This is a genomic window from Diaphorobacter ruginosibacter (genome assembly GCF_040396215.1).
Lineage (GTDB): Bacteria > Pseudomonadota > Gammaproteobacteria > Burkholderiales > Burkholderiaceae_C > Diaphorobacter_A > Diaphorobacter_A ruginosibacter_A.
Genome location: NZ_JBEBOW010000024.1, coordinates 1 through 18974 on the forward strand (window position 1 = coordinate 1; position 18974 = coordinate 18974).

At 66.3% G+C, this 18974-nt stretch carries 18 protein-coding genes; 12 read left to right on the forward strand and 6 right to left on the reverse strand.

What is annotated here, in order from left to right; translation table 11 throughout:
* From ABWP92_RS05010 to ABWP92_RS05025, 4 genes are all read right to left on the reverse strand, one after another.
* Window positions 1-605, reverse strand: a 605-nt coding sequence (locus tag ABWP92_RS05010) for an Hpt domain-containing protein (RefSeq protein ID WP_353234261.1), incomplete at its 3' end; no start/stop codon positions are given.
* Window positions 606-647: 42 nt separating this feature from the next.
* On the reverse strand, window positions 648-1010 hold the full coding sequence (locus ABWP92_RS05015) for a response regulator (protein WP_353234262.1): 363 nt from the start codon (window positions 1008-1010) through the stop codon (window positions 648-650).
* 72 nt (window positions 1011-1082) lie between these two features.
* On the reverse strand, window positions 1083-1523 hold the full coding sequence (locus ABWP92_RS05020) for a hypothetical protein (RefSeq protein WP_353234263.1): 441 nt from the start codon (window positions 1521-1523) through the stop codon (window positions 1083-1085).
* Between the two features lie 252 nt (window positions 1524-1775).
* Complete coding sequence (locus ABWP92_RS05025; protein WP_353234264.1) at window positions 1776-3266, reverse strand: aminotransferase-like domain-containing protein; 1491 nt, start codon at window positions 3264-3266, stop codon at window positions 1776-1778.
* Between the two features lie 155 nt (window positions 3267-3421).
* Here ABWP92_RS05025 and ABWP92_RS05030 point away from each other — a divergent pair, with 155 nt between their 5' ends.
* The 9 genes from ABWP92_RS05030 (at window position 3422) to ABWP92_RS05070 (ending at window position 12784) form a co-directional block, all read left to right on the forward strand.
* Window positions 3422-4021 (forward strand): LysE family translocator, encoded by a 600-nt coding sequence (locus tag ABWP92_RS05030; protein ID WP_353234265.1) that lies wholly within the window; start codon window positions 3422-3424, stop codon window positions 4019-4021.
* Window positions 4022-4381: 360 nt separating this feature from the next.
* Window positions 4382-5572 carry an aminotransferase-like domain-containing protein gene (locus ABWP92_RS05035; RefSeq protein ID WP_353234266.1) on the forward strand — a complete coding sequence of 397 codons (1191 nt, stop codon included), beginning with the start codon at window positions 4382-4384 and terminating at the stop codon, window positions 5570-5572.
* A 74-nt stretch (window positions 5573-5646) separates the two neighbouring features.
* Window positions 5647-6267, forward strand: a complete 621-nt coding sequence (locus tag ABWP92_RS05040; RefSeq protein ID WP_353234267.1) for a glutathione S-transferase family protein — start codon at window positions 5647-5649, stop codon at window positions 6265-6267.
* Between the two features lie 51 nt (window positions 6268-6318).
* Complete coding sequence (locus ABWP92_RS05045) at window positions 6319-7245, forward strand: PhzF family phenazine biosynthesis protein (protein ID WP_353234268.1); 927 nt, start codon at window positions 6319-6321, stop codon at window positions 7243-7245.
* A 57-nt stretch (window positions 7246-7302) separates the two neighbouring features.
* A complete protein-coding gene (locus ABWP92_RS05050; RefSeq protein WP_353234269.1) occupies window positions 7303-8292 on the forward strand; it encodes a threonine dehydratase in 990 nt (329 codons plus the stop codon).
* A 231-nt stretch (window positions 8293-8523) separates the two neighbouring features.
* Window positions 8524-9594, forward strand: a complete 1071-nt coding sequence (locus ABWP92_RS05055) for a cyclase family protein (protein WP_353234270.1) — start codon at window positions 8524-8526, stop codon at window positions 9592-9594.
* Between the two features lie 44 nt (window positions 9595-9638).
* Window positions 9639-10919 carry an ABC transporter substrate-binding protein gene (locus ABWP92_RS05060; RefSeq protein WP_353234271.1) on the forward strand — a complete coding sequence of 427 codons (1281 nt, stop codon included), beginning with the start codon at window positions 9639-9641 and terminating at the stop codon, window positions 10917-10919.
* Between the two features lie 10 nt (window positions 10920-10929).
* Window positions 10930-12063, forward strand: coding sequence for an SDR family oxidoreductase (locus ABWP92_RS05065; protein WP_353234272.1), 1134 nt, complete (start codon window positions 10930-10932; stop codon window positions 12061-12063).
* A gap of 49 nt (window positions 12064-12112) precedes the next feature.
* Window positions 12113-12784 carry a histidine phosphatase family protein gene (locus ABWP92_RS05070; RefSeq protein WP_353234273.1) on the forward strand — a complete coding sequence of 224 codons (672 nt, stop codon included), beginning with the start codon at window positions 12113-12115 and terminating at the stop codon, window positions 12782-12784.
* A 39-nt stretch (window positions 12785-12823) separates the two neighbouring features.
* Here the strand turns inward: ABWP92_RS05070 and ABWP92_RS05075 are convergent, their stop codons facing one another.
* Together ABWP92_RS05075 and ABWP92_RS05080 are read right to left on the reverse strand one after the other, a co-directional pair.
* Window positions 12824-13267: a PaaI family thioesterase gene (locus ABWP92_RS05075; protein WP_353234274.1), complete on the reverse strand. Its 444-nt coding sequence runs from the start codon at window positions 13265-13267 to the stop codon at window positions 12824-12826.
* Between the two features lie 61 nt (window positions 13268-13328).
* Window positions 13329-14192: a creatininase family protein gene (locus ABWP92_RS05080; RefSeq protein WP_353234275.1), complete on the reverse strand. Its 864-nt coding sequence runs from the start codon at window positions 14190-14192 to the stop codon at window positions 13329-13331.
* Window positions 14193-14396: 204 nt separating this feature from the next.
* On the opposite strand from ABWP92_RS05080, the gene ABWP92_RS05085 reads away from it, so the two are divergent.
* The 3 genes from ABWP92_RS05085 to ABWP92_RS05095 all read left to right on the forward strand — a co-directional run bounded on the left by ABWP92_RS05085 (window position 14397) and on the right by ABWP92_RS05095 (window position 18870).
* Complete coding sequence (locus tag ABWP92_RS05085; protein ID WP_353234276.1) at window positions 14397-15818, forward strand: MATE family efflux transporter; 1422 nt, start codon at window positions 14397-14399, stop codon at window positions 15816-15818.
* Between the two features lie 42 nt (window positions 15819-15860).
* Window positions 15861-18083 carry a protein-disulfide reductase DsbD family protein gene (locus tag ABWP92_RS05090; protein ID WP_353234277.1) on the forward strand — a complete coding sequence of 741 codons (2223 nt, stop codon included), beginning with the start codon at window positions 15861-15863 and terminating at the stop codon, window positions 18081-18083.
* A 259-nt stretch (window positions 18084-18342) separates the two neighbouring features.
* Window positions 18343-18870, forward strand: coding sequence for a hypothetical protein (locus ABWP92_RS05095; RefSeq protein WP_353234278.1), 528 nt, complete (start codon window positions 18343-18345; stop codon window positions 18868-18870).
* The last annotated feature ends 104 nt before the right edge of the window (window positions 18871-18974 follow it).

Genomic DNA, 18974 nt, shown 5'->3' on the forward strand with positions numbered 1-18974 from the left:
GCCGGAACGCTGCGCAGCAAATCGGCCACTTCATCCCCAGCCTCGACGGTCGCCATCGCGTTGACCCGCAGGATCAGTTTGCGCGACCTGCCCGCCGCGCTCCCTCCCTGCTGGCCGGCATCGGCGCCGCTGCCGCCGCTACCTCCCATTGCGGAGCCCGCGGGCAGGCCGCCGGCCATCACATCGGCGATGCGCCGCACCAGCTCCGCCGAGGAAGGCGGGGGCTCGCTCGACTCCTCTCCGTCCTGGTGCCGCGCGAGCAGTTCGCGCGACAGGTCCGCGGAATCGAGCAGCACGTCCACCACCTCGGGCGTGAGCATCAGTTCGCGGCGGCGCACGCGATCGAGCAGCGACTCCATCCGATGCGTGAGTTCGGCGATATCCATGAAGCCGAAGGTCGCCGCCCCGCCCTTGATGGAGTGGGCACAGCGGAAAATCGCATTGAGCTGCTCGTCGTCGGCGGCGGCCAGATCGACATGCAGCAGCATGTGCTCCATCTGGTCGAGGTTTTCCGCGGCCTCGTCAAAGAAGATCTGGTAGAACTGACTGAGGTCGATGGATGCTGGCGCGCCCGAACCAGGGCCCTGAGATGAGGTGTCGGCCATGCTGTTCTCCACGATGTCGGCAACGCGGCAGCTTTCGCCGCCTCAGCGCAGAACCTTCTGGATGACTTCAATCAGGCGGGCCGGGTCGAAAGGCTTGACCAGCCAGCCCGTCGCGCCCGCGGCCCGTCCGGCCTGTTTCATCTGGTCGCTCGACTCGGTCGTCAGCACCAGAATGGGCGTGCTCTTGTATTTGGGGTGCTCGCGCAGCTTGCGCGTGAGGCCGATGCCGTCAAGGCGCGGCATGTTCTGATCGACGAGCACCAGATCGATCTCGTGCGAACCGGCCTTTTCAAGCGCATCCTCGCCATCCACCGCCTCCACCACCCTGTAGCCCGCCCCGGTCAAGGTGAAGGACACCATTTTTCGCATGGAAGGCGAATCATCAACAGCAAGAATGGACGGCATGAAATGAAACCTTTTAGAACTTTCAGTGGGGTGAGATCGGCTGCGCGCAGCGGCTCGGCCAGGGCGCGCGGATCAGAACAATTCGATGGAGCCGGCCACCATTTCGCTTTGCGTCACGGGATTGGGACGGCTTGGCGCGGCGGCGATCTGCGCCGCGGGTCCGTCGCCTGGCCCCATGGCCTCGGCCCCCAGCTGGAACGCGCACGAGCGCACCATCCTCGTCGTGTGGGTGATCAGTTGCGTCGCCATGTCGTGGAACTGCAGCTCGGTCACAGCGCTGCGCAGCGCGGCGCGCGCGCGTTCGAGGCGCTCCGACTGGGCGATGACGTCGTCGCTCAGGAGCCCGTTGGCCTCGCAGAAGCACTCCAGCAGGTTGTCGGTCGCATCTCCCAACAATCCCTCCAGACGCTGCAGGTCGCGCATCACCATCAACAGCGAATCCTGCAGATCGGCCACCGTCATGACCGAGACGGGAACGGCCGGATCACCAGAGCTTGTCAGCGTAGATTGCATTGCTTCCCCCTGTTCGAGACCAACTTATCAAAATGGCCCTGCAGCACCCCCATGTCCAAAGTGACAGCGAGGCTGACGACATTGTTGGCTTAATCAATTAACTCGATGCGGATAGGCGCTTACTACCGAAATGTAAGTCAAATAATACAGGCTTCTCACTATTGCAGCGAACAATATTGAAGGTTGAATCAGATAGTCTGTATATCTATATATGTATATATAGAAAATCTCTCTCATGAAAGACAGCGGACGTCACGCGGCGGCGCGGCTTTCATCCATGACCTGTTTCCAGATCCGCCAGAAATTCGGGTCCTGCGAATTGGCGAAATTGATGCGCATGAGCGTGCAGGGCTGGCGCGTGGCATGGAACAGCGCGCCGGGCGCGATCAGATAGCCCTCGTCGAGCATGCGCTGGGCCAGCATGTCGGTATCGACGCCCGTCTCCACCCAGCCGAACATGCCCGCGGGCTCGGCCGCGAAAGTGCAGCCGGCCTCCAGCGCCAGCCGGACGCTGCGCGTGCGCGATGCGGCGATGCGCAGGCGCATGCGCTCGGCGTGGCGGCGCAACTGGCCCTGCTCGATGCACAGCGCCAGCGCCTTCTCCAGAATGCTGGGCGTCGTGAGCGTGGACAGCAGCTTGGTGTCGAGCAGGCGCTCCACGACGGCCTCCGGCGCGGCGATGTAGCCGATGCGCCAGTTGGGAGCCAGTATCTTGGCGAATCCGTTCACGTAGATGGTGCGGCGCAGGCCGTCCAGGCTCGACAGCCGCGTGGCGTGCTCCGGGGCGATGTGGCCGTAGGTGTCATCCTCCACCACATGGAAGTTGTGGCGCTCCGCCAGTTGCAGTATCTGGTGCGCGCTACCCGGCGACAGGCTGTAGCCCGTTGGGTTGTGCAACACGCTCACGCTCACGAACAGCTTGGGCGCGTGCGTCTCGCAATAGCGCGCCATGACGCCCAGGTCCGGCCCTTGCGGCCCGCGCGGAACCGGCAACACCCGCATGCCCAGCGCGTCCAGGCGCGCGAACTCCACCGACCAGCCGGGCTCCTCCACCATCACCGGGTCGCCAGCCTTCAGCAGCGAACGGCTCACGATATCCAGCGCATGGGTCGCGCCCACGGTGGTCATGATCTGCTGCGGCCCCGCGGAAATGCCGATATCCGCGAGCCTGAACGCCAGCGCCTCCCGCAAGGCGGCATCGCCCATGGGCTCGCCGTAGGTGAGCGATCCGGCCCGCAGTGTCTCGATATTGGTGATCTTCCGCACCGCCGCGGACATGAACCGGGCCTCCTCCAGCCAGGCCACCGGCAACACGCCCGAGCCGGGCTGCGGCTTGCTGGACGCCTGATGAAACATGCCGCGGATCAGCGCCGTGGCGTTGATCCGCGAGCCGGATGAGCGCGGCGGCACCGGCCCCAGCGGTGACATGGCCCGCACCACGTCCGCCAGCCCATGCGCGGCGGCGGATGCGGATCTGCCGTCCGATGCCGGCGCGGCAGCCGTCCTTTGCAGCAGATCGCGCACGAAGAAACCGCGCTGCCGGCGCGCCTCCACCAGCCCCATCGCCAGCAATTTGTCATACGCGGCCACCACCGTATAGGCGCTCACGCCCTGCTGGCGCGCGCAGGCGCGGATCGACGGAAGCCGCGCTCCCGCAGGCAGAAGCCGGGTGCGGATGCGCTCGGCAAAGCGCGCCACCAACTGGTCTGTAAGGGTCTGATCGGAGGTACGGGTAAGGGCCATGACGGTTGTAATACGGACAGCCGCTCTCCGGCTGCGTCATCTGTACCGGCGAAAAAACCAGTACAGAACATGATTTTGTAGAGCAAAACTGTATCGGCACTGTACTGGTTTTTTACTCTACAGTGAATATGCGCCTCCCCGCTGACAGGACATTCATGCCTTTTGTTGAATTCTCCGCACTGTTGATACTCGCCACGGCCATGAGCTTCACTCCCGGCCCGAACACCACGCTCGCCGCTGCGCTCGCAGCCAACCGGGGGATCCGCCCCGCCATGCGCTTCGTGCTGTCCGTGCCCGTGGGCTGGTGCGTGCTGCTGCTGCTGTGCGCGGCGGGCCTGGGCGCCATCCTTCTGGCGGCGCCCGCCCTGCGCTGGGGCGTGAAGATGATCGGCATCGGCTATCTGCTCTGGCTGGCCTGGAAGCTCAGCCAGAGCGGGCGTCTTGCCCAGGCCGACGCCTCGCGCATGCAGATCGGTTTCTGGCAAGGCGCGGCGCTGCAGTTCGTGAACATCAAGGCCTGGATGCTGGCGCTCACCATTGTCGGCAGCTGGGTCATCGGCCGCGACGACAGCCTGCAGCGCCTTGGCGTGGTGGTTCCGGTCATGGCCTTCTTCGCCTTCTCCAGCAACCTGCTGTACGCCGCCATCGGCGCGCTGCTGCGCAACTGGCTGGCGCGGGGACAGCGCCTGCTGTGGTTCAACCGCTTCATGGCGCTGATCCTCGTGCTCACCGCCATCTGGATGGTGCGCACATGACAGCGGCATCGCCATACGCAGGTACCACGCGGCAGGGATTTCTCGTCACGCCAGCGTTGGAAAAGCCTGGCCGCGCGGCAAAAATGGCGCGGACGCTGCACACTATCGGCACAGGACATACCGCATTCCCCCCAAACCCGATCCAAGGTCCGTGCCGGGCCCGGCGGCAAGGCCCACCACGGCCAGCCATCCCGACACGCACCCGGGCGCCGCACAACGGCGCCCCCTTCCGAAGCGGCGCTCCCCAAACCGGGGATGCCCTCACCCACGTTTCCCCGAGGCTGCGGCGGGACATGGCCATCCGAATCGGATGACCATGCACCCGCGCCGCCCCAATTGAATGAAAAGCAAGCAAGCATCATGACCCAATGGAACCTGGCCGCACGGGCCGAAAAAATGAATCCCTCGGTGATCCGGGAAATTCTCAAAGTGACCGAAAAGCCCGGCATCATCAGCCTGGCCGGCGGCCTGCCGTCGCCCAGGACATTCCCGATCAGCGAGTTCGCCGAAGCCGCCGCCGCGATCCTGAACACCGACGGCGCATCCGCCCTGCAATACGCGGCCAGCGAGGGGCATGTTCCGCTGCGCAACGCGATCGCCGAATTCCTCCCCTGGGACGTCAACCCCGATCAAGTGCTCATCACCACCGGCTCGCAGCAGGCGCTGGACCTGATCGGCAAGGTGCTGATCGACGCGGGCAGCCGCATCCTCGTGGAGACGCCCACCTATCTGGGAGCGCTGCAGGCGTTCTCGCCCATGGAGCCGAACGTGGTGTCGGTCGCCAGCGACGAGGAGGGCCCGCTGGTCGAGGACTTCGCGGCCAAGGCCGGCACGGGCGCGGACAAGGCCCGCTTCATGTATCTGCTGCCCAACTTCCAGAACCCCACGGGCCGCACCATGACCGAGGCCCGCCGCGCCGCGCTGGTCGCCAAGGCCATGGAGCTGGGCATTCCGCTGGTGGAAGACAATCCCTACGGCGACCTGTGGTTCGACCAGCCGCCGCCGCTGCCGCTCACCGCGCGCAACCCGCAAGGCGGCATCTACATGGGCTCGTTCTCCAAAGTGCTCGCGCCCGGACTGCGCCTGGGCTACGTCGTCGCACCCCGCAACATCTATCCCAAGCTGCTGCAGGCCAAGCAGGCGGCCGACCTGCACACGCCGAGCTTCAACCAGAGGCTCGTCGCCGAAGTGATCAAGAACGGCTTCCTCGATCGCCACGTCCCCAAGATCCGCGCGCTCTACAAGGAACAATGCGCCGCCATGGTGGCGGCGCTCGAGCGCGAAATGAAGGGTCTTGACGTGAAGTGGAGCCACCCCCAGGGCGGAATGTTCCTGTGGCTGCGCCTGCCCGACGGCATCGATACGGCACTGCTCCTGCCCAAGGCCGTCGACCGCGACGTCGCCTTCGTGCCAGGCGCCGCGTTCTACGCCGACGCGGCCGACGTCCGCACCATGCGCCTGTCGTTCGTGACGGCCTCGGTCGAGCAGATCGACACGGCCATCGCGGCGCTTGCCGCCACGATCCGCGAAGAACTCACCGCCAAGGCCTGATCCGCCACCGAGCGCCCGGCGCGCCGGGTGCCGTATAAAGGCCGCTTCGCGGCAACAAGCAGAAAGCACGAGCCATGCTGAGACTCTGGGGCAGAACCTCTTCGATCAATGTGCGCAAGGTGATCTGGACGGCGCAGGAACTCAAACTCACGCTCCAGCGCACGGATGCGGGCGGGCAATTCGGGCTGGTTCGTGAAACCGACTACCTGAGCCACAACCCCAACGGCCTCGTTCCGCTCATCGAGGACGAGGGCTTTCGCCTGTGGGAATCCAACGTGATCGTGCGCTACCTCTGCGCGCGCCACTCGCCGGGTTCGCTCTACCCGCAAGAGACGCAGGCGCGCTTCATCGCCGAGCAGTGGATGGACTGGCAGCAGACCAGCTTCAATCCGGCGGGCCGCGACGCCTTCCTCCAGCTCATGCGCACGCCGTCCGCCGAGCGCGACGAGGCCCGCCTCGCCCGCTCGATCAGCGCCACCCAGCCGCTGCTGGCCATGCTCGAGGCCCATCTCTCGAGACAGCCGTACATGGCCGGCGAGCAGTTCACCATGGCCGATATTCCCATCGGCTGTGAAATCCACCGCTGGCTCGGGCTGCCCCTGCAGCACCCCGAGATGCCGAACATCCTGCGATGGTTCCAGTCGCTGTGCGAACGCTCCAGCGCGCGCGGCGTGCTGGACCAGCCGCTCGCCTGAAACGGCATCCCCCCCCACCTTGTCCAACCTTCATTCTTTCTCAGCCAGATCATGCGCCAACGCCGCTTCATGCAAATCGATGTGTTCTCGCCCACGCCGTTTCGCGGCAATCCGCTCGCCGTCGTAGTGGACGCCGAAGGCCTTGGCGACGCGCAGATGCAGGATTTCGCGCGCTGGACCAACCTGTCGGAGACCGCGTTCCTGCTGCCTCCAAGCCAGCCCGGCGCGGACTACCGGGTGCGCATCTTCACGCCCAGCAATGAATTGCCTTTCGCGGGCCACCCCACGCTGGGGAGCTGCCATGCGTGGCTCGCCTCGGGCGGCAAGCCGCGCCACGCCGGATACGTGGTCCAGGAATGCCGCAAGGGATTGGTGCGCATCCGCACGCATGCCGACAGCCCCAACGCCCCGCTCGCCTTCGCGGCGCCGGACTCCACGTTCCACGCCGTCCACGAAGAAGAGCTCGCACCGGTCCTCGCCGCCCTGGGCTTGCGGCGCGACGAAGTCGCCGCGCTCGGCAAGCTCGACAACGGCCCTCTGTTCTGGGCCTTGCTGATGCGGGATCCGGACCGCCTTCTGGAGCTGCGCCCGGACTATGCGAAGCTCTATGCGCTGGACGTGAACGTCGGCATCGCCGCCCCGTACCCGAAGGCCGACGCGGCGCTCATCGGCCGCGCAAGCCGTGAAGCGCGCGCATTCACGCGCAGCGAAACGCCCGCACGGCGCCTGCTCGACCTGGAAGTGCGCGTGTTCTTCAATGCCACCACCACCTCGGTGGAGGACCCGATCACCGGCAGCTTCAACGCATCGCTCGCACAATGGCTGATAGCGCAAGGCCATGCGCGCGCGCCCTACATCGCCGCCCAGGGCACCTGCATGGAGCGCGACGGCCTGGTCGAGATCTCGCAGGACGCGCAGTCCCAGGTCTGGGTAGGCGGAGCAACCCACACCTGCATCGCGGGAACAGTCACGCTCTGAGCATTCGCGCCGCGCCCCACTGCGCGGTCCCGTCATTTCGAGAACAAGACACGCCCCGTGAACGCCATCCCCACTCCCCGCGCCGCCGATTCGCTGCCCTCCCTGTCCGACATCGAGGCCGCGGCCGGCACGGTCTATGAAGAATTCCAGGCCACGCCGCAATACCGCTGGGCCCTGCTGTCCGAGCGGCTCGGCGCCGATTGCTGGCTCAAGCATGAAAATCACAACCCCGTCGGCGCATTCAAGATCCGCGGCGGCCTGACGTTCTTCGAGCAACTGGCCCGGCAGGGCGCCCTGCCGCATGCCGTGATCAGCGCCACGCGCGGCAACCATGGACAGAGCATTGCATGGGCCGCGCGCAAGAACCGCGTTGCCTGCACCATCGTCGTGCCGCATGGCAACTCGGTCGAGAAGAATGCGGCGATGCGCGCGCTGGGCGCAACGCTCGTCGAGCACGGCGACGACTTCCAGTCCGCGCGCGAGCACGCCATCGCCCTCGCCCGCCAAAGCGGCGCGCTCATGGTGCCCAGCTTTCACACAGACCTGCTGCGCGGAGTCGCCACGCTGTGGTGGGAATTCTTTCGCGCGGTACCCCACATGGACGTCGCATATGTGCCGATCGGCCTGGGCTCGGGCGCATGTTCTGCCATCGCCGCCAAGCTCGCGCTCCGGCATCGCGTGCGCATCGTCGGCGTCGTGAGCAGCCGCGCCACGACTTACGCCGATTCGCTCGCGGCCGGCCACGTCGTCGAAGCGCCGGTCACCACGCAGATAGCCGACGGCCTGGCCGTGCGCGTGGCCGACCCCGCCGCGCTCGGCGTGCTGATGCGGCACCTCGACCATATCGTACAGGTCAGCGACGAAGAAATCGCCGCCGCGATGAAGGCCATCTACGAAGACACGCACAACGTCGCCGAAGGCGCCGGAGCCGCCGCGTTCGCCGCGGCCATGCAGGAGCGCGAGCAGCTCAAGGGACTGGTCGTCGGCGCGGAGCTCTCGGGCGGAAACGTCGACGCGGCGGTGTTCTCCAAAGTGCTGGCCGCCTGAACTCCCGCAGCGCATCTGTTTTGCCCGGCAAAACGGATGCGCACGCCGCCCCTCTCCACGCGGCGAAAGGCAACCAGATTGGCGAGCCTCTCCGAGGAGAAACCGCGAGGGTTTTCCCCACAGGTGATTTCACGGAACAAAACTTTTGGGAAGAGGTTTGACTACGGCCGCCCGCGCTTTCACCATTGATCTCCAAAGCCGGAGCACCAGAACGGCCAAGGAGACAGACCCATGCGATGGAGACAGCGCCCTGAAGGTTCCAACTGGGGCGACTTCGGAGAAGACGACCAGCTCGGCCGCACCAACCTGATCGGGCCTTTGCAGGTCCGCAAAGGCGTTGCCGAAGTGCGCGAAGGCCTGAGCTATTGCCTCTCGCTGCCGCTGGACTATCCGGGCGGCAACGCGCTGAACGTGCGCCGCCATCCGCCGCGGCTCAAACCCACGCGGCGCGAGGAAATCGACTACCTGAACTTTCCGCTCGGCCATCTCCATCCTGGCGCCAGCGACGTCATCAGCGACGACCAGGTGCTGCTGTCGCTGCAATACTCCACGCAGTGGGATTCGTTCGCTCATGTGGGCTCGCTCTTCGACGCCCAGGGAGACGGCGAGCAGCGCATCACCTACTACAACGGCTACCGCGGCCATGAACATATCCTCGGCCCGGTCAACCATGGGCTGCCGTCGCAAGGCCGCTACCAGCCCGTGTGCTGCGCCGGGCGGCCCGCCGACGAAAGCGCCGCCAAGGCGCTGGGCATAGAGAACCTCGCGGTCAAGGGCATGCAGGGGCGGGCCGTGCTGATCGACATCGCACGCGTGTTCGGCATGGAGTTCCGCGACATAGGCTATGAGCAGCTCATGCACGCCATGCGGGTGTCCAACGCGCAGGTCGAGCAAGGCGACATGGTGCTGCTGCGCACGGGCTTTTCCGAAATGGTGCTGTCCATGGGCCGCCATCCCGATGCACACACACTGCACAACAGCTGCGCCGCCCTGGACGGAAGCGATACCCGGCTTCTGCAGTGGATCACGGACAGCGGCATCTGCGCGCTCATCGCCGACAACTACGCTGTCGAGCGCCATCCGCCGCTGCGCGCGCCGACGGATGGCTCGCGCCACGCCGTGCTTCCCCTGCACGAACACTGCCTGTTCAAGCTGGGCATACCGCTTGGCGAACTCTGGTATCTCAAGGAATTGGCGGACAAGCTGCATGAACTGGGCCGCACGCGCCTGCTGCTCACCGCCCCGCCCCTACGCCTGCCCGGTGCCGTTGGTTCGCCGGTCACGCCCATCGCAACGATCTGACGGCGCAATCAACCAGCATGACCATTCAAAGCAAGGAGACATTCATGACCATCGCATCCCAAAGCCACGCAAGGAAATCATCCCATGCGTCCAGTCCAGCCATCCGTGCGGCCTGCCGGCTCGCCTGCACCGCCGCCCTGCTTGGAATGGCGGGCCTGGCGGGCGCGCAGGATGCGCAGGTATCGGATGACGTCGTCCGAGTCGGCGTGATCTCCGACCTGGCCGGCCCGTTCGCCGACATCACCGGCCCCGGCACGGTGACGGCCGTGCAGATGGCCATCGATGATTTCGGCGGCAAGGTGCTCGGCAAGAAGATCGAACTGGTCACCGCCGACCACCAGAACAAGGCGGACATCGCCGCCAGCAAGGCGCGCGAATGGTTCGACACCGGCAAGGTCGATGCGTTGATGGACGTGGCGGTGTCGGCTCCCGCGCTCGCCGTGCTCGAGGTCGCCAAGCAAAAGAACAAGGTCATCATCTTCAACGGCCCCGGCATCGACCGGCTGACCAACGACCTGTGCATGCCCAGCACCGTGCACTACGTGTACGACACATACTCGCTCGCGAACGTCACGGCCAGCGCCATCACGCAGCACGGCGGCAAGGACTGGTTCTTCCTCACGGCCGACTACGCCTTCGGCAACAGCCTGCAGGAAGAGGCAAGCAAGGTGGTCGTCGCCAACGGAGGCCGGGTGCTGGGCGCGGCCAAGCATCCGATCGCCGCCACAGACTTCGCGTCCTTCATGATGACGGCGCAGCAAAGCAAGGCGCAGATCATCGGCCTGGCCAATGCGGGCGCCGATACGGTCAACGCGGTGAAGGCAGCGCGCGAATTCGGCCTCATCGGCAACAACAGCAAGCAGACGCTGGCCGGGCTGCTCATGTACATCACCGACGTCCATGCGCTGGGGCTGCGCACCGCCGCGGGCCTGATGCTGACCGAGGGCTTCTACTGGGACATGAACGATGAGACGCGCGCATGGTCCAAGCGCTATTTCGCCAAGATGAAGAAGATGCCCAACATGAGCCAGGCGGGCGCATACTCGTCCACCATGCATTACCTCAAGGCGGTGGAGGCAGCGGGAACGGACGACACCGCCAAGGTGATGGCGAAGATGAAGTCCACGCCCATCAACGACTTCTTCGCCAAGAACGGCCGCATCCGCGAGGACGGGCGCATGGTGCACGACATGTATCTCTTCCAGGTCAAGTCGCAGGCGGAATCCAAATACCCCTGGGACTACTTCAAGGTCATCGCCACCGTGCCGGGCGACAAGGCCTTCCTGCCGCTGTCGCAATCCAAGTGCCCGATGATCAAGAAATAACGGCGAACACATGACCTCCAGCAGCAAGAAAACGGCGCTCGTCGTGGGCGCCACGGGTGTCGTGGGGCAGGCCTGCCTCAGGCACTTCGCGCAGCATCCCGAGTGGGACGTGATCGGCGTGGCGCGCCGCGCGCTGGACCTGCCCGCGGGTGCGCAGTCGCTCAAGCTCGACCTGCAGGACCGCGCCGCCTGCGAGGCGATGCTGGGCGGGCGCGAGGACATCACGCATGTCATCTACGCGGCGGTGTACGAGCAGCCCGGCGGACTGGTCGGCGGCTGGCGCGATCAGGAGCAGATGCGCATCAATCTGGAGATGCTGCGCAACGTGGTCGAGCCACTGGACCGCTCGGGCGGCGCGCTCGAGCATGTGTGCATCATGCAGGGCGGCAAGGCCTATGGCGTTCACATCCATCCCCGGATCGCGGTTCCCGCGCGCGAGCGCTGGCCACGTGACGGCCACGAGAACTTCTACTGGCTGCAGGAGGATTTCCTGCGCGAGGCGCAAGCGCGATCGCGCAGATGGCACTTCAGCATCTTCCGCCCGCGCATCGTTTTCGGCGACGCGATGGGCAGCAACATGAACCCGATTCCCGCCATCGGCGTGTATGCATGGCTGCGGCATGAGCGCGGTCTGCCGCTTGCCTATCCGGGCGGCCCCGAACGCGTCAACCAGGCCATAGACGCGGACCTGATCGCCCAGGCCTGCGCCTGGGCCGCGACATCGCCAAACGCCAGGAACGAAACCTTCAACCTGGACAACGGCGACGTGTTCGTGTGGCAGAACGTCTGGGGATCGATCGCGGATGCTCTGGGCATGCAGGCAGGCGACGCCGAGCCCCAGTCACTGGCAGCGGCGCTTGCCGATGAGCAGCCTGCCTGGGAACGGCTGGTGCATAAATATCACCTGAAGGCGCCGCTCGATCTCAAGGCGTTCATCGGCCAGGGCGCGGCTTATGCGGACTTCCAGATGAACCACGGAAAACAGGGGCCGCTGCCTCCCGTGATCATGAGTTCGGTAAAGATCCGCCAGGCAGGCTTCAACGGCTGCATCGACACCGAGGACATGTTCCGCAAGTGGTTTGAAAAGCTGCAGCACAACGGGCTTCTCCCCGCTGCCGGACTGGCCCGCGCGTCCCAGCGCTGAGTCTCCGCAGGGACAGCCGCGATCGGCATATCGGCGGACAATCCGCGCCATGGGAACGCTCTACCTCGTGCGCCACGGACAGGCCTCCTTCGGCGCGGAAAACTATGATCAACTGAGCCCGCGCGGCCGCGAGCAGGCGGTGCGCCTGGGCGAATACTGGCGCGAGCGCGGCATGACGTTCGACGCCGTGATCCGCGGATCGCTGTCGCGGCATGCGCAGACACTGGAGGGCATCTGTCAGGGCATGGGGATCGAATGCGAGCCGCTGGTGACGCCCGCGCTCGACGAATACGACAGCGCGGCGCTGATCGAGGCGATCCATCCCGGGCCACGCGCGCCGGCTGACACGCCCGAGCGCTACAGGCAGCATTTCCGGCTGCTGTGCGACGCCATCGCGCAATGGATGGGCGGCACCATCACGCCGCGCGGCATGCCGAACTGGAGTGATTTCTCGGGCGGCGTGCGGGGCGTGCTCGAGCAGGTACGCGAACGCCATGCGGATCACCACGTGCTGCTGGTGTCCAGCGGCGGCCCGATCGCCACCGCCATCGCCGAGGTGCTCGCCACGCCCGCCGAAGTGATGATTGCGCTGAACATGCGCATTCGCAACAGCGCGGTCAGCGAACTGAGCATCAGCCCCAAACGGCTGATGCTGCAGACGTTCAATACGCTGCCCCACCTGGATTCACCCGAGCACGCGGGCTGGGTCACCCACGCCTAGCCCGTCAATGCACAGGTCGGGCCTGGCAGCCCGGCTGGCTCAACCCGCTTTCCTGGCGCGGTCCACCAGTTTGAAGGTGCCGCTGGCCATGCCGAGCAGTTCGCCCGCATCGTTGCGGACTTCGCCGCGCACGAAGCTCAGGCTGAAGCCGCGCTTCTCGCACACCGCGGTGCAGATCACGTCACCGGACGCCGGCGCGATGTAGTGGATGGTCAGGTCCACGGTGACCACTCCGTAGCGAACGGGGTCGTGCGACCGCGCCGCGGCGGACAGGCCCACATCCAAAAGCGTGGCGATCGCGCCGCCATGCATGTCGCCGCGGCTGTTGGTGAATGGCTGCTGGTACGGCATGCGCACGCGGCAGCGTTCATTGCCGATGGCTTCTCCCTTCATTCCAAACGCCTGGGCCATGGGCATGGGCAAACCGAAGATCAGGTGGCCTGCTTCGGCCGGCCATGCGGGAATATCAATGGATGGGGTCATGTCTGGTCAAGTGCGTGGCTGGAGCGCGGCACGGCGCTCGTTCTGGAATCGATGCAGGCGGTCAGCGGGCAACGGGAGAGTCGAGCTCGTGCAGCTCCGACAACAGCGCGGCCAGCGAAGCCGCCGCCGCCTGAACCACCCGCTCGCCCTTTTCCGCGCTCGCCGAGGCGGAATCGCCGACGGCCCCGCTGGGGTTGTAATCCTCGATGGCCCAGCCCATCTTGGCGCTGCGGCCGTTGCCCAGGATGGCGAAGCGCTCCGAGCGGTCCTGCGACGTCGAGCGCCAGTTCCGCGCCCGCTCCATGTGCACCAGATCCGGAGACAGATGCAGCATCATCGACGTCTCGACCTGCCCGCCGTGAATGCCGAAACGGTGTTCATGCGCGCTGAACTGGTTTTGCACGTCGTCGGGCAGCGGCAGGCTGAACCAGCTCGCGCTATAGACCATCAGGCCGTGCTTCATGCGCAGCTCACGAGCCACGATGTCCATCACGCTCACCTGGCCGCCATGCCCGTTGAGCAGCAGCAGCTTGCGGATGCCGGCGCGCGCCGCGCACGCGCCCAGTTCGGTCCACAGCGCGATGATGGTGGCCGGAGCGAGCGTGAGCGTTCCCGGATAATTCGTGTGCTCGGTGCTGAATCCGACGTTCTGCGGCGGCATGAAAAGCACGGGCGTGGAGTCGGGAATCCGGGCAAGCGCCGCATCGATCACGCCCTGCAACAGGGTTGCGTCCACGCTCAGCGGCAGGTGCGGCCCATGCTGCTCCACCGCCGCGACCGGCAGCACGGCGATGGTTTGCGCGGCAAGGCCGCTGGACTGCGCCAGCGCGAAATCATGCGCGCTCACCTGCGCCCAATGGCGGGAAGGCCATGCATGCGGGCCGGGGGCTGGAGCGGCGGAGGACGATGTGAAAGCAGCGGTCATGGCGGAATTTTCTCGTGTGCCGCCGTGCCTGTCAGCAAGCGGCGCGCCCCTGCATTGTGGCAGCACCCCGCATTGTGGCCGCAAGGAACCGCCCCGGCCGCGGACAATGGTTCCTCGATGCGCCGGATCGCGCACTTGTCTGGCAGACTGCAAGCGCCTGCCAACCCACACTGCGCGCCTATGCCCACCACCGCCGCAAGCGATATGTCCTCAGAACACACCGATGCGCCCGCTCCCCAGGCGCGGGCGGCGCGGCGCCAGCCCACGCGCGACCTCACCCAGGGGCCGATCGGCTACACGCTGTTCATTTTCTCGCTGCCGATTCTTGCGGGCAATGTGCTGCAGTCGCTCAACGGGTCGATCAACGCGGTGTGGATCGGCCGCTTTCTGGGGGAGGCCTCGCTCACCGCCACGGCCAACGCCAACAATGTGATGTTCGCGCTGATCGGGCTGATCTTCGGCATCGGCATGGCCGCGACCATTCTGGTGGCGCAGTCGATGGGCGCGCACAATCTGGCGCAGGCCAAGCGGGTGCTGGGCTCCAGCGCCACGTTCTTCGGCGCGGCCTCCGTGGCGATCGCCGCCGCCGGCTGGCCGCTGTCGCGCAGGCTGATGGCGTGGATGGGCACGCCCGCCGATGCGCTGCCGCTGGCCGAGGCCTACCTGCAGGTGATCTTTCTGGCGATTCCGCTGCTTTACCTGTTCGCGTTCGTCTCGGCGGTGCTGCGCGGCGCGGGCGATACGCGAACGCCTTTCTGGTTTCTGTTGCTGGTGGCCGTTCTGGACACCGCGCTCAATCCGCTGCTGATCTTCGGCTGGGGACCGGTTCCCCGCATGGGCATGACGGGCGCGGCGCTGGCGACCCTCATCGCCAATGCCGTCGGGTTCACGCTGATGCTGATCTGGCTGCGCGTGCGCCGGCATCCGCTGTGGATCGGCGGCGGCGAGCTCGCGCTCTTCAGGCCCGACTGGGTCATCATCCGCGCGCTGGTCGCCAAGGGCCTGCCCATGGGCGCGCAAATGGTGATGATCTCGCTTGCGATGATCGCCATGATTTCCATGGTGAATGCCTACGGTGTGCACACCGCGTCGGCGTACGGCGCCGCGCTGCAGTTGTGGACCTACGTGCAGATGCCCGCGATGGCCATCGGCGCGGCCTGCTCGTCGATGGCCGCGCAGAACGTCGGCGCCAGGCGCTGGGACCGCGTGGAAGGCACGGCGCGCGCGGGAGTGCTCTGCAACCTGGCGATGACCGGCACGCTCATCGCCGTCATCGTGCTGGCCGACCGGTTCATGATGGGCTGGTTTCTTCCCGCGGGCAGCGCGGCGATCGAGACCGCGCGCCACCTCAACCACATCGCCATCGGCTCGTTCCTTTTCTTCGGCGTGACGTTCGTGCTCGCGGGCGTGATCCGCTCCACCGGCGCGGTGATGCCGCCGCTGATCATCCTGGCCATCGCCATGTGGGGCATCCGCGTTCCGGTGGCGCATTTCCTGCAGCCGTATTGGGGCGCGAATGCGATCTGGTGGAGCTTTCCGATCAGCGCGCTGTGCTCGATGGTGCTGACCATGGCCTACTACCGCTTCGGCAACTGGCGCGAGGCGCACATACTGCCGCCACAATAGAGGGAGAAACTTTCGCCGCACGGCGGGCTCTCAAGCAAGGCCATGTCATTCATTCGCTCGCAGCATTGGCTGCCAACTCTTCTTTTCGTAGCGGCAGGAGCCCTGTCGGCGAGCGCATCCGCGCAGATTCAGCTCAAGGCTGGCGGCCTGGGCGCGTCCATGGCCGGCAGCACGGTGACCACGCCTCACGTGCAGGCCGAACTGGTGGCGCAGGCACCCGATGGCGTGGGGCCCGGCAAGCCATTGTGGCTGGGGCTGTCGATCACCCATCAGCCACAATGGCATACCTACTGGAAGAATCCTGGCGACTCGGGCCTGCCCACGCAAATGCAGTGGAAGCTGCCAGAGGGCATCGACGCCGGCGAAATCGCCTGGCCGGTGCCACGCAAGATTCCGCTGGGCACGCTGGCGAACTTCGGCTACGAAGGCACGGTGCTCCTGCCCGTTCCCATGACGGTGGCAAGCACTTTCCATCCCGGCCCGCTCGCCAAGGACGCCACTTTCGAGCTGCAGGCGAGCTGGCTGGTGTGCCGCAAGGAATGCATTCCCGAAGAGGGCACGTTCACGCTGCAGGTTCCCATTCAAGGCACCACGGCGCTGCATTCCGCCGCGTTCGACGCAGCCGCGAAAGCCCATCCGGCAGAGCTGTCCGCCGATGCCGGCGGCAAGGGGTCCGTGAAGGTGGATGGCGATGCCATCCATGTGCGCGTGGCGGGCCTGCCTTCGGCCATCATGGGCCGTACGCTGTCGTTCTTTCCCGAGACCGAGGCGGTGATCGAAACCGCCGGCGAAATCACCCAGCAGTGGGACGGCGACGTGTGGACCGCGCGCGTGCCGCTGTCGCCGCATCGCAGCGAAAGCCCCGAGCCCATGCCTGTCGTCCTGGCCAGCGAGGGACGCGGCTGGCGCGCGGAACTGCCGGTGGAGGGCGGCTGGCCCAAGATTGCGGATGCAGCCGGTGTCTCGCCCGCGCTCGAAGCCGCGCTCAGGGCCAATGCCCAACTGGGCGGGCCGGACGCGGCCGCGCCGGCGCCCTCGGCCATTTCGGCCGCGCCGCCCGGTGTATGGCTGGCCGCCTTGCTGGGCGCATTGATCGGTGGCCTGATCCTGAACCTCATGCCCTGCGTTTTCCCAGTTCTCGCCATCAAGGTGGTGGGCTTCGCGCAGCATGCGCAGGACCGCCGCGCGCACCGAGCCAGCGGCCTGGCCTATGCCGCCGGCGTGATTCTCTCGTTTCTCGCGCTTGGAGCACTGATGCTGGGCCTGCGGGCGGCGGGCGAGGCCGTGGGCTGGGGATTCCAGTTGCAGTCCCCTGGCGTGGTCGCCGCGCTGGCGGCGCTGTTCACCATCATCGCGCTGAATCTTTCCGGCATTTTCGAGTTCGGCAGCATGCTGCCCTCGTCGGTCGCCGGCATGCAGGCGAAAAACCCGGTGGCGAACTCCTTCCTCACCGGCATCCTGGCCGTGGCGGTCGCATCGCCATGCACCGCTCCTTTCATGGGCGCATCGCTCGGCCTGACGTCCTCGCTGCCGCCGCTGCAGGCGCTGTCGATCTTCGCCGCGCTGGGACTGGGCCTTGCCCTGCCCTATCTGCTGGCCAGCTGGATCCCGGCCATCGCGCGCGCCATCCCGCGGCCCGGCGCATGGATGGACACGCTGCGCCGCCTCATGGCGTTTCCGATGCTCGCCACCGTGGTCTGGCTGGTGTGGGTGCTGGGGCAGCAAAGCGGCATCAACGGCGCCGCGGCGCTGCTGGGCCTGCTGGTGGCTCTGTCCATGGCGGTCTGGGCCGTCTTCAGCCTGCGCGGACGCAGCCGCATGGTGCTGGCGCCCATTTCCGTGATCGTGCTTGCCGTTTCGGCCTGGACATTCGCCCCGCGCATCACGCAGATGCAGGCCGCACCAGCCGCCATCGCCTCCGACGGCTCCGCCTGGCGCGCCTGGGAAAGCGGCCTGCCCGAGCAACTGCTCTCGCAGGGCCAGCCGGTGTTCGTGGATTTCACGGCTGCCTGGTGCGTAACCTGCCAGTACAACAAGTCCACCACGCTCGCGGACACCGCCGTGATGAAGGATTTCAAGGACAAGAACGTGGCCCTGCTGCGCGCCGACTGGACGCGCCGCGATCCGCGCATCACCTCCGCGCTGCGCGCGCTGGGCCGCAGCGGCGTGCCGGTGTACGTGCTGTATGCGCCCGGCAGGCAGCCGGTGGTGCTGACCGAGCTGCTCGGCAAGAGCGAAGTGCGGTCCGCGCTGGCCGCGTTGTAGCGGGGCCCCGGAAAGCAGGCGCATCCGGCGCTTGCGGACGGCGGCCTTCCAGGGTTTGTCCCCGCGCCGCGGGTATTTGGCCTACATGCGCGCGCCGCCGCTTCGTCCTAGACTGAAACGGTCCGAAGGACACCGCATCCATATTCTCAACCGGCGCCGCAGCGGCCGCGCCCGCACCTTCGGATGCTGCGCGCCAGAGTCCTGGCGCACCCTGGATAGAGCGGCCACTGCCCGCCCTGTACCGCACAGGAGGTGGGCCATGCATGCTTCCATTCTTCGACACTCCGTGCTGCATCCGTCGCAACGCGGCAAGAACCTGATGCTGGCATTCACGCTGGGCAGCCTGGCGATTGCCGGGTTCGTGCTGCCGTTCGTGTGGGACGTGCTTGCCGCCATCGACGCCCTGCCCAAGATGGCATGGCTGCAGCAGTTGCTGCACGCCGCGCCCGTTGCCAGCTGGCTGCTGATGTTCGCCTGGGGAGCATCCATTCCACTGATGCTGCTGTTCGCGCTGCATCAGGCACCAAGGCACCGCGTGCGCAACACCGTTGCCGTGCTGGCGCTGATGCTCATCGCCATCACCTGGTTCGTGCACATGCCCTCTGCCGCCCACTGCGATGTGATGTACCCGCATGCCGAACTCGCCTGCAGCGCGTTGAGGTGGGGATTCAGCACCAGCCTGGGGCTTGCAACCGCCGCCTACGTGTTCGCCATTTTCGTGGTCGGCTTCTCGGCGGTGGGATTGTTTGCCCAGTGCATCGAGAACGAATCCGCGCAAACGGTGTGACGCGCCCATGGCGGCGCAATGCTCGCGCCCGCGTGGGGACAATGGCGCGCGGGCATTCAGCCGCTCTCATAAAATGGTGCCTGGGTGCTCTTGCGGCAATGATG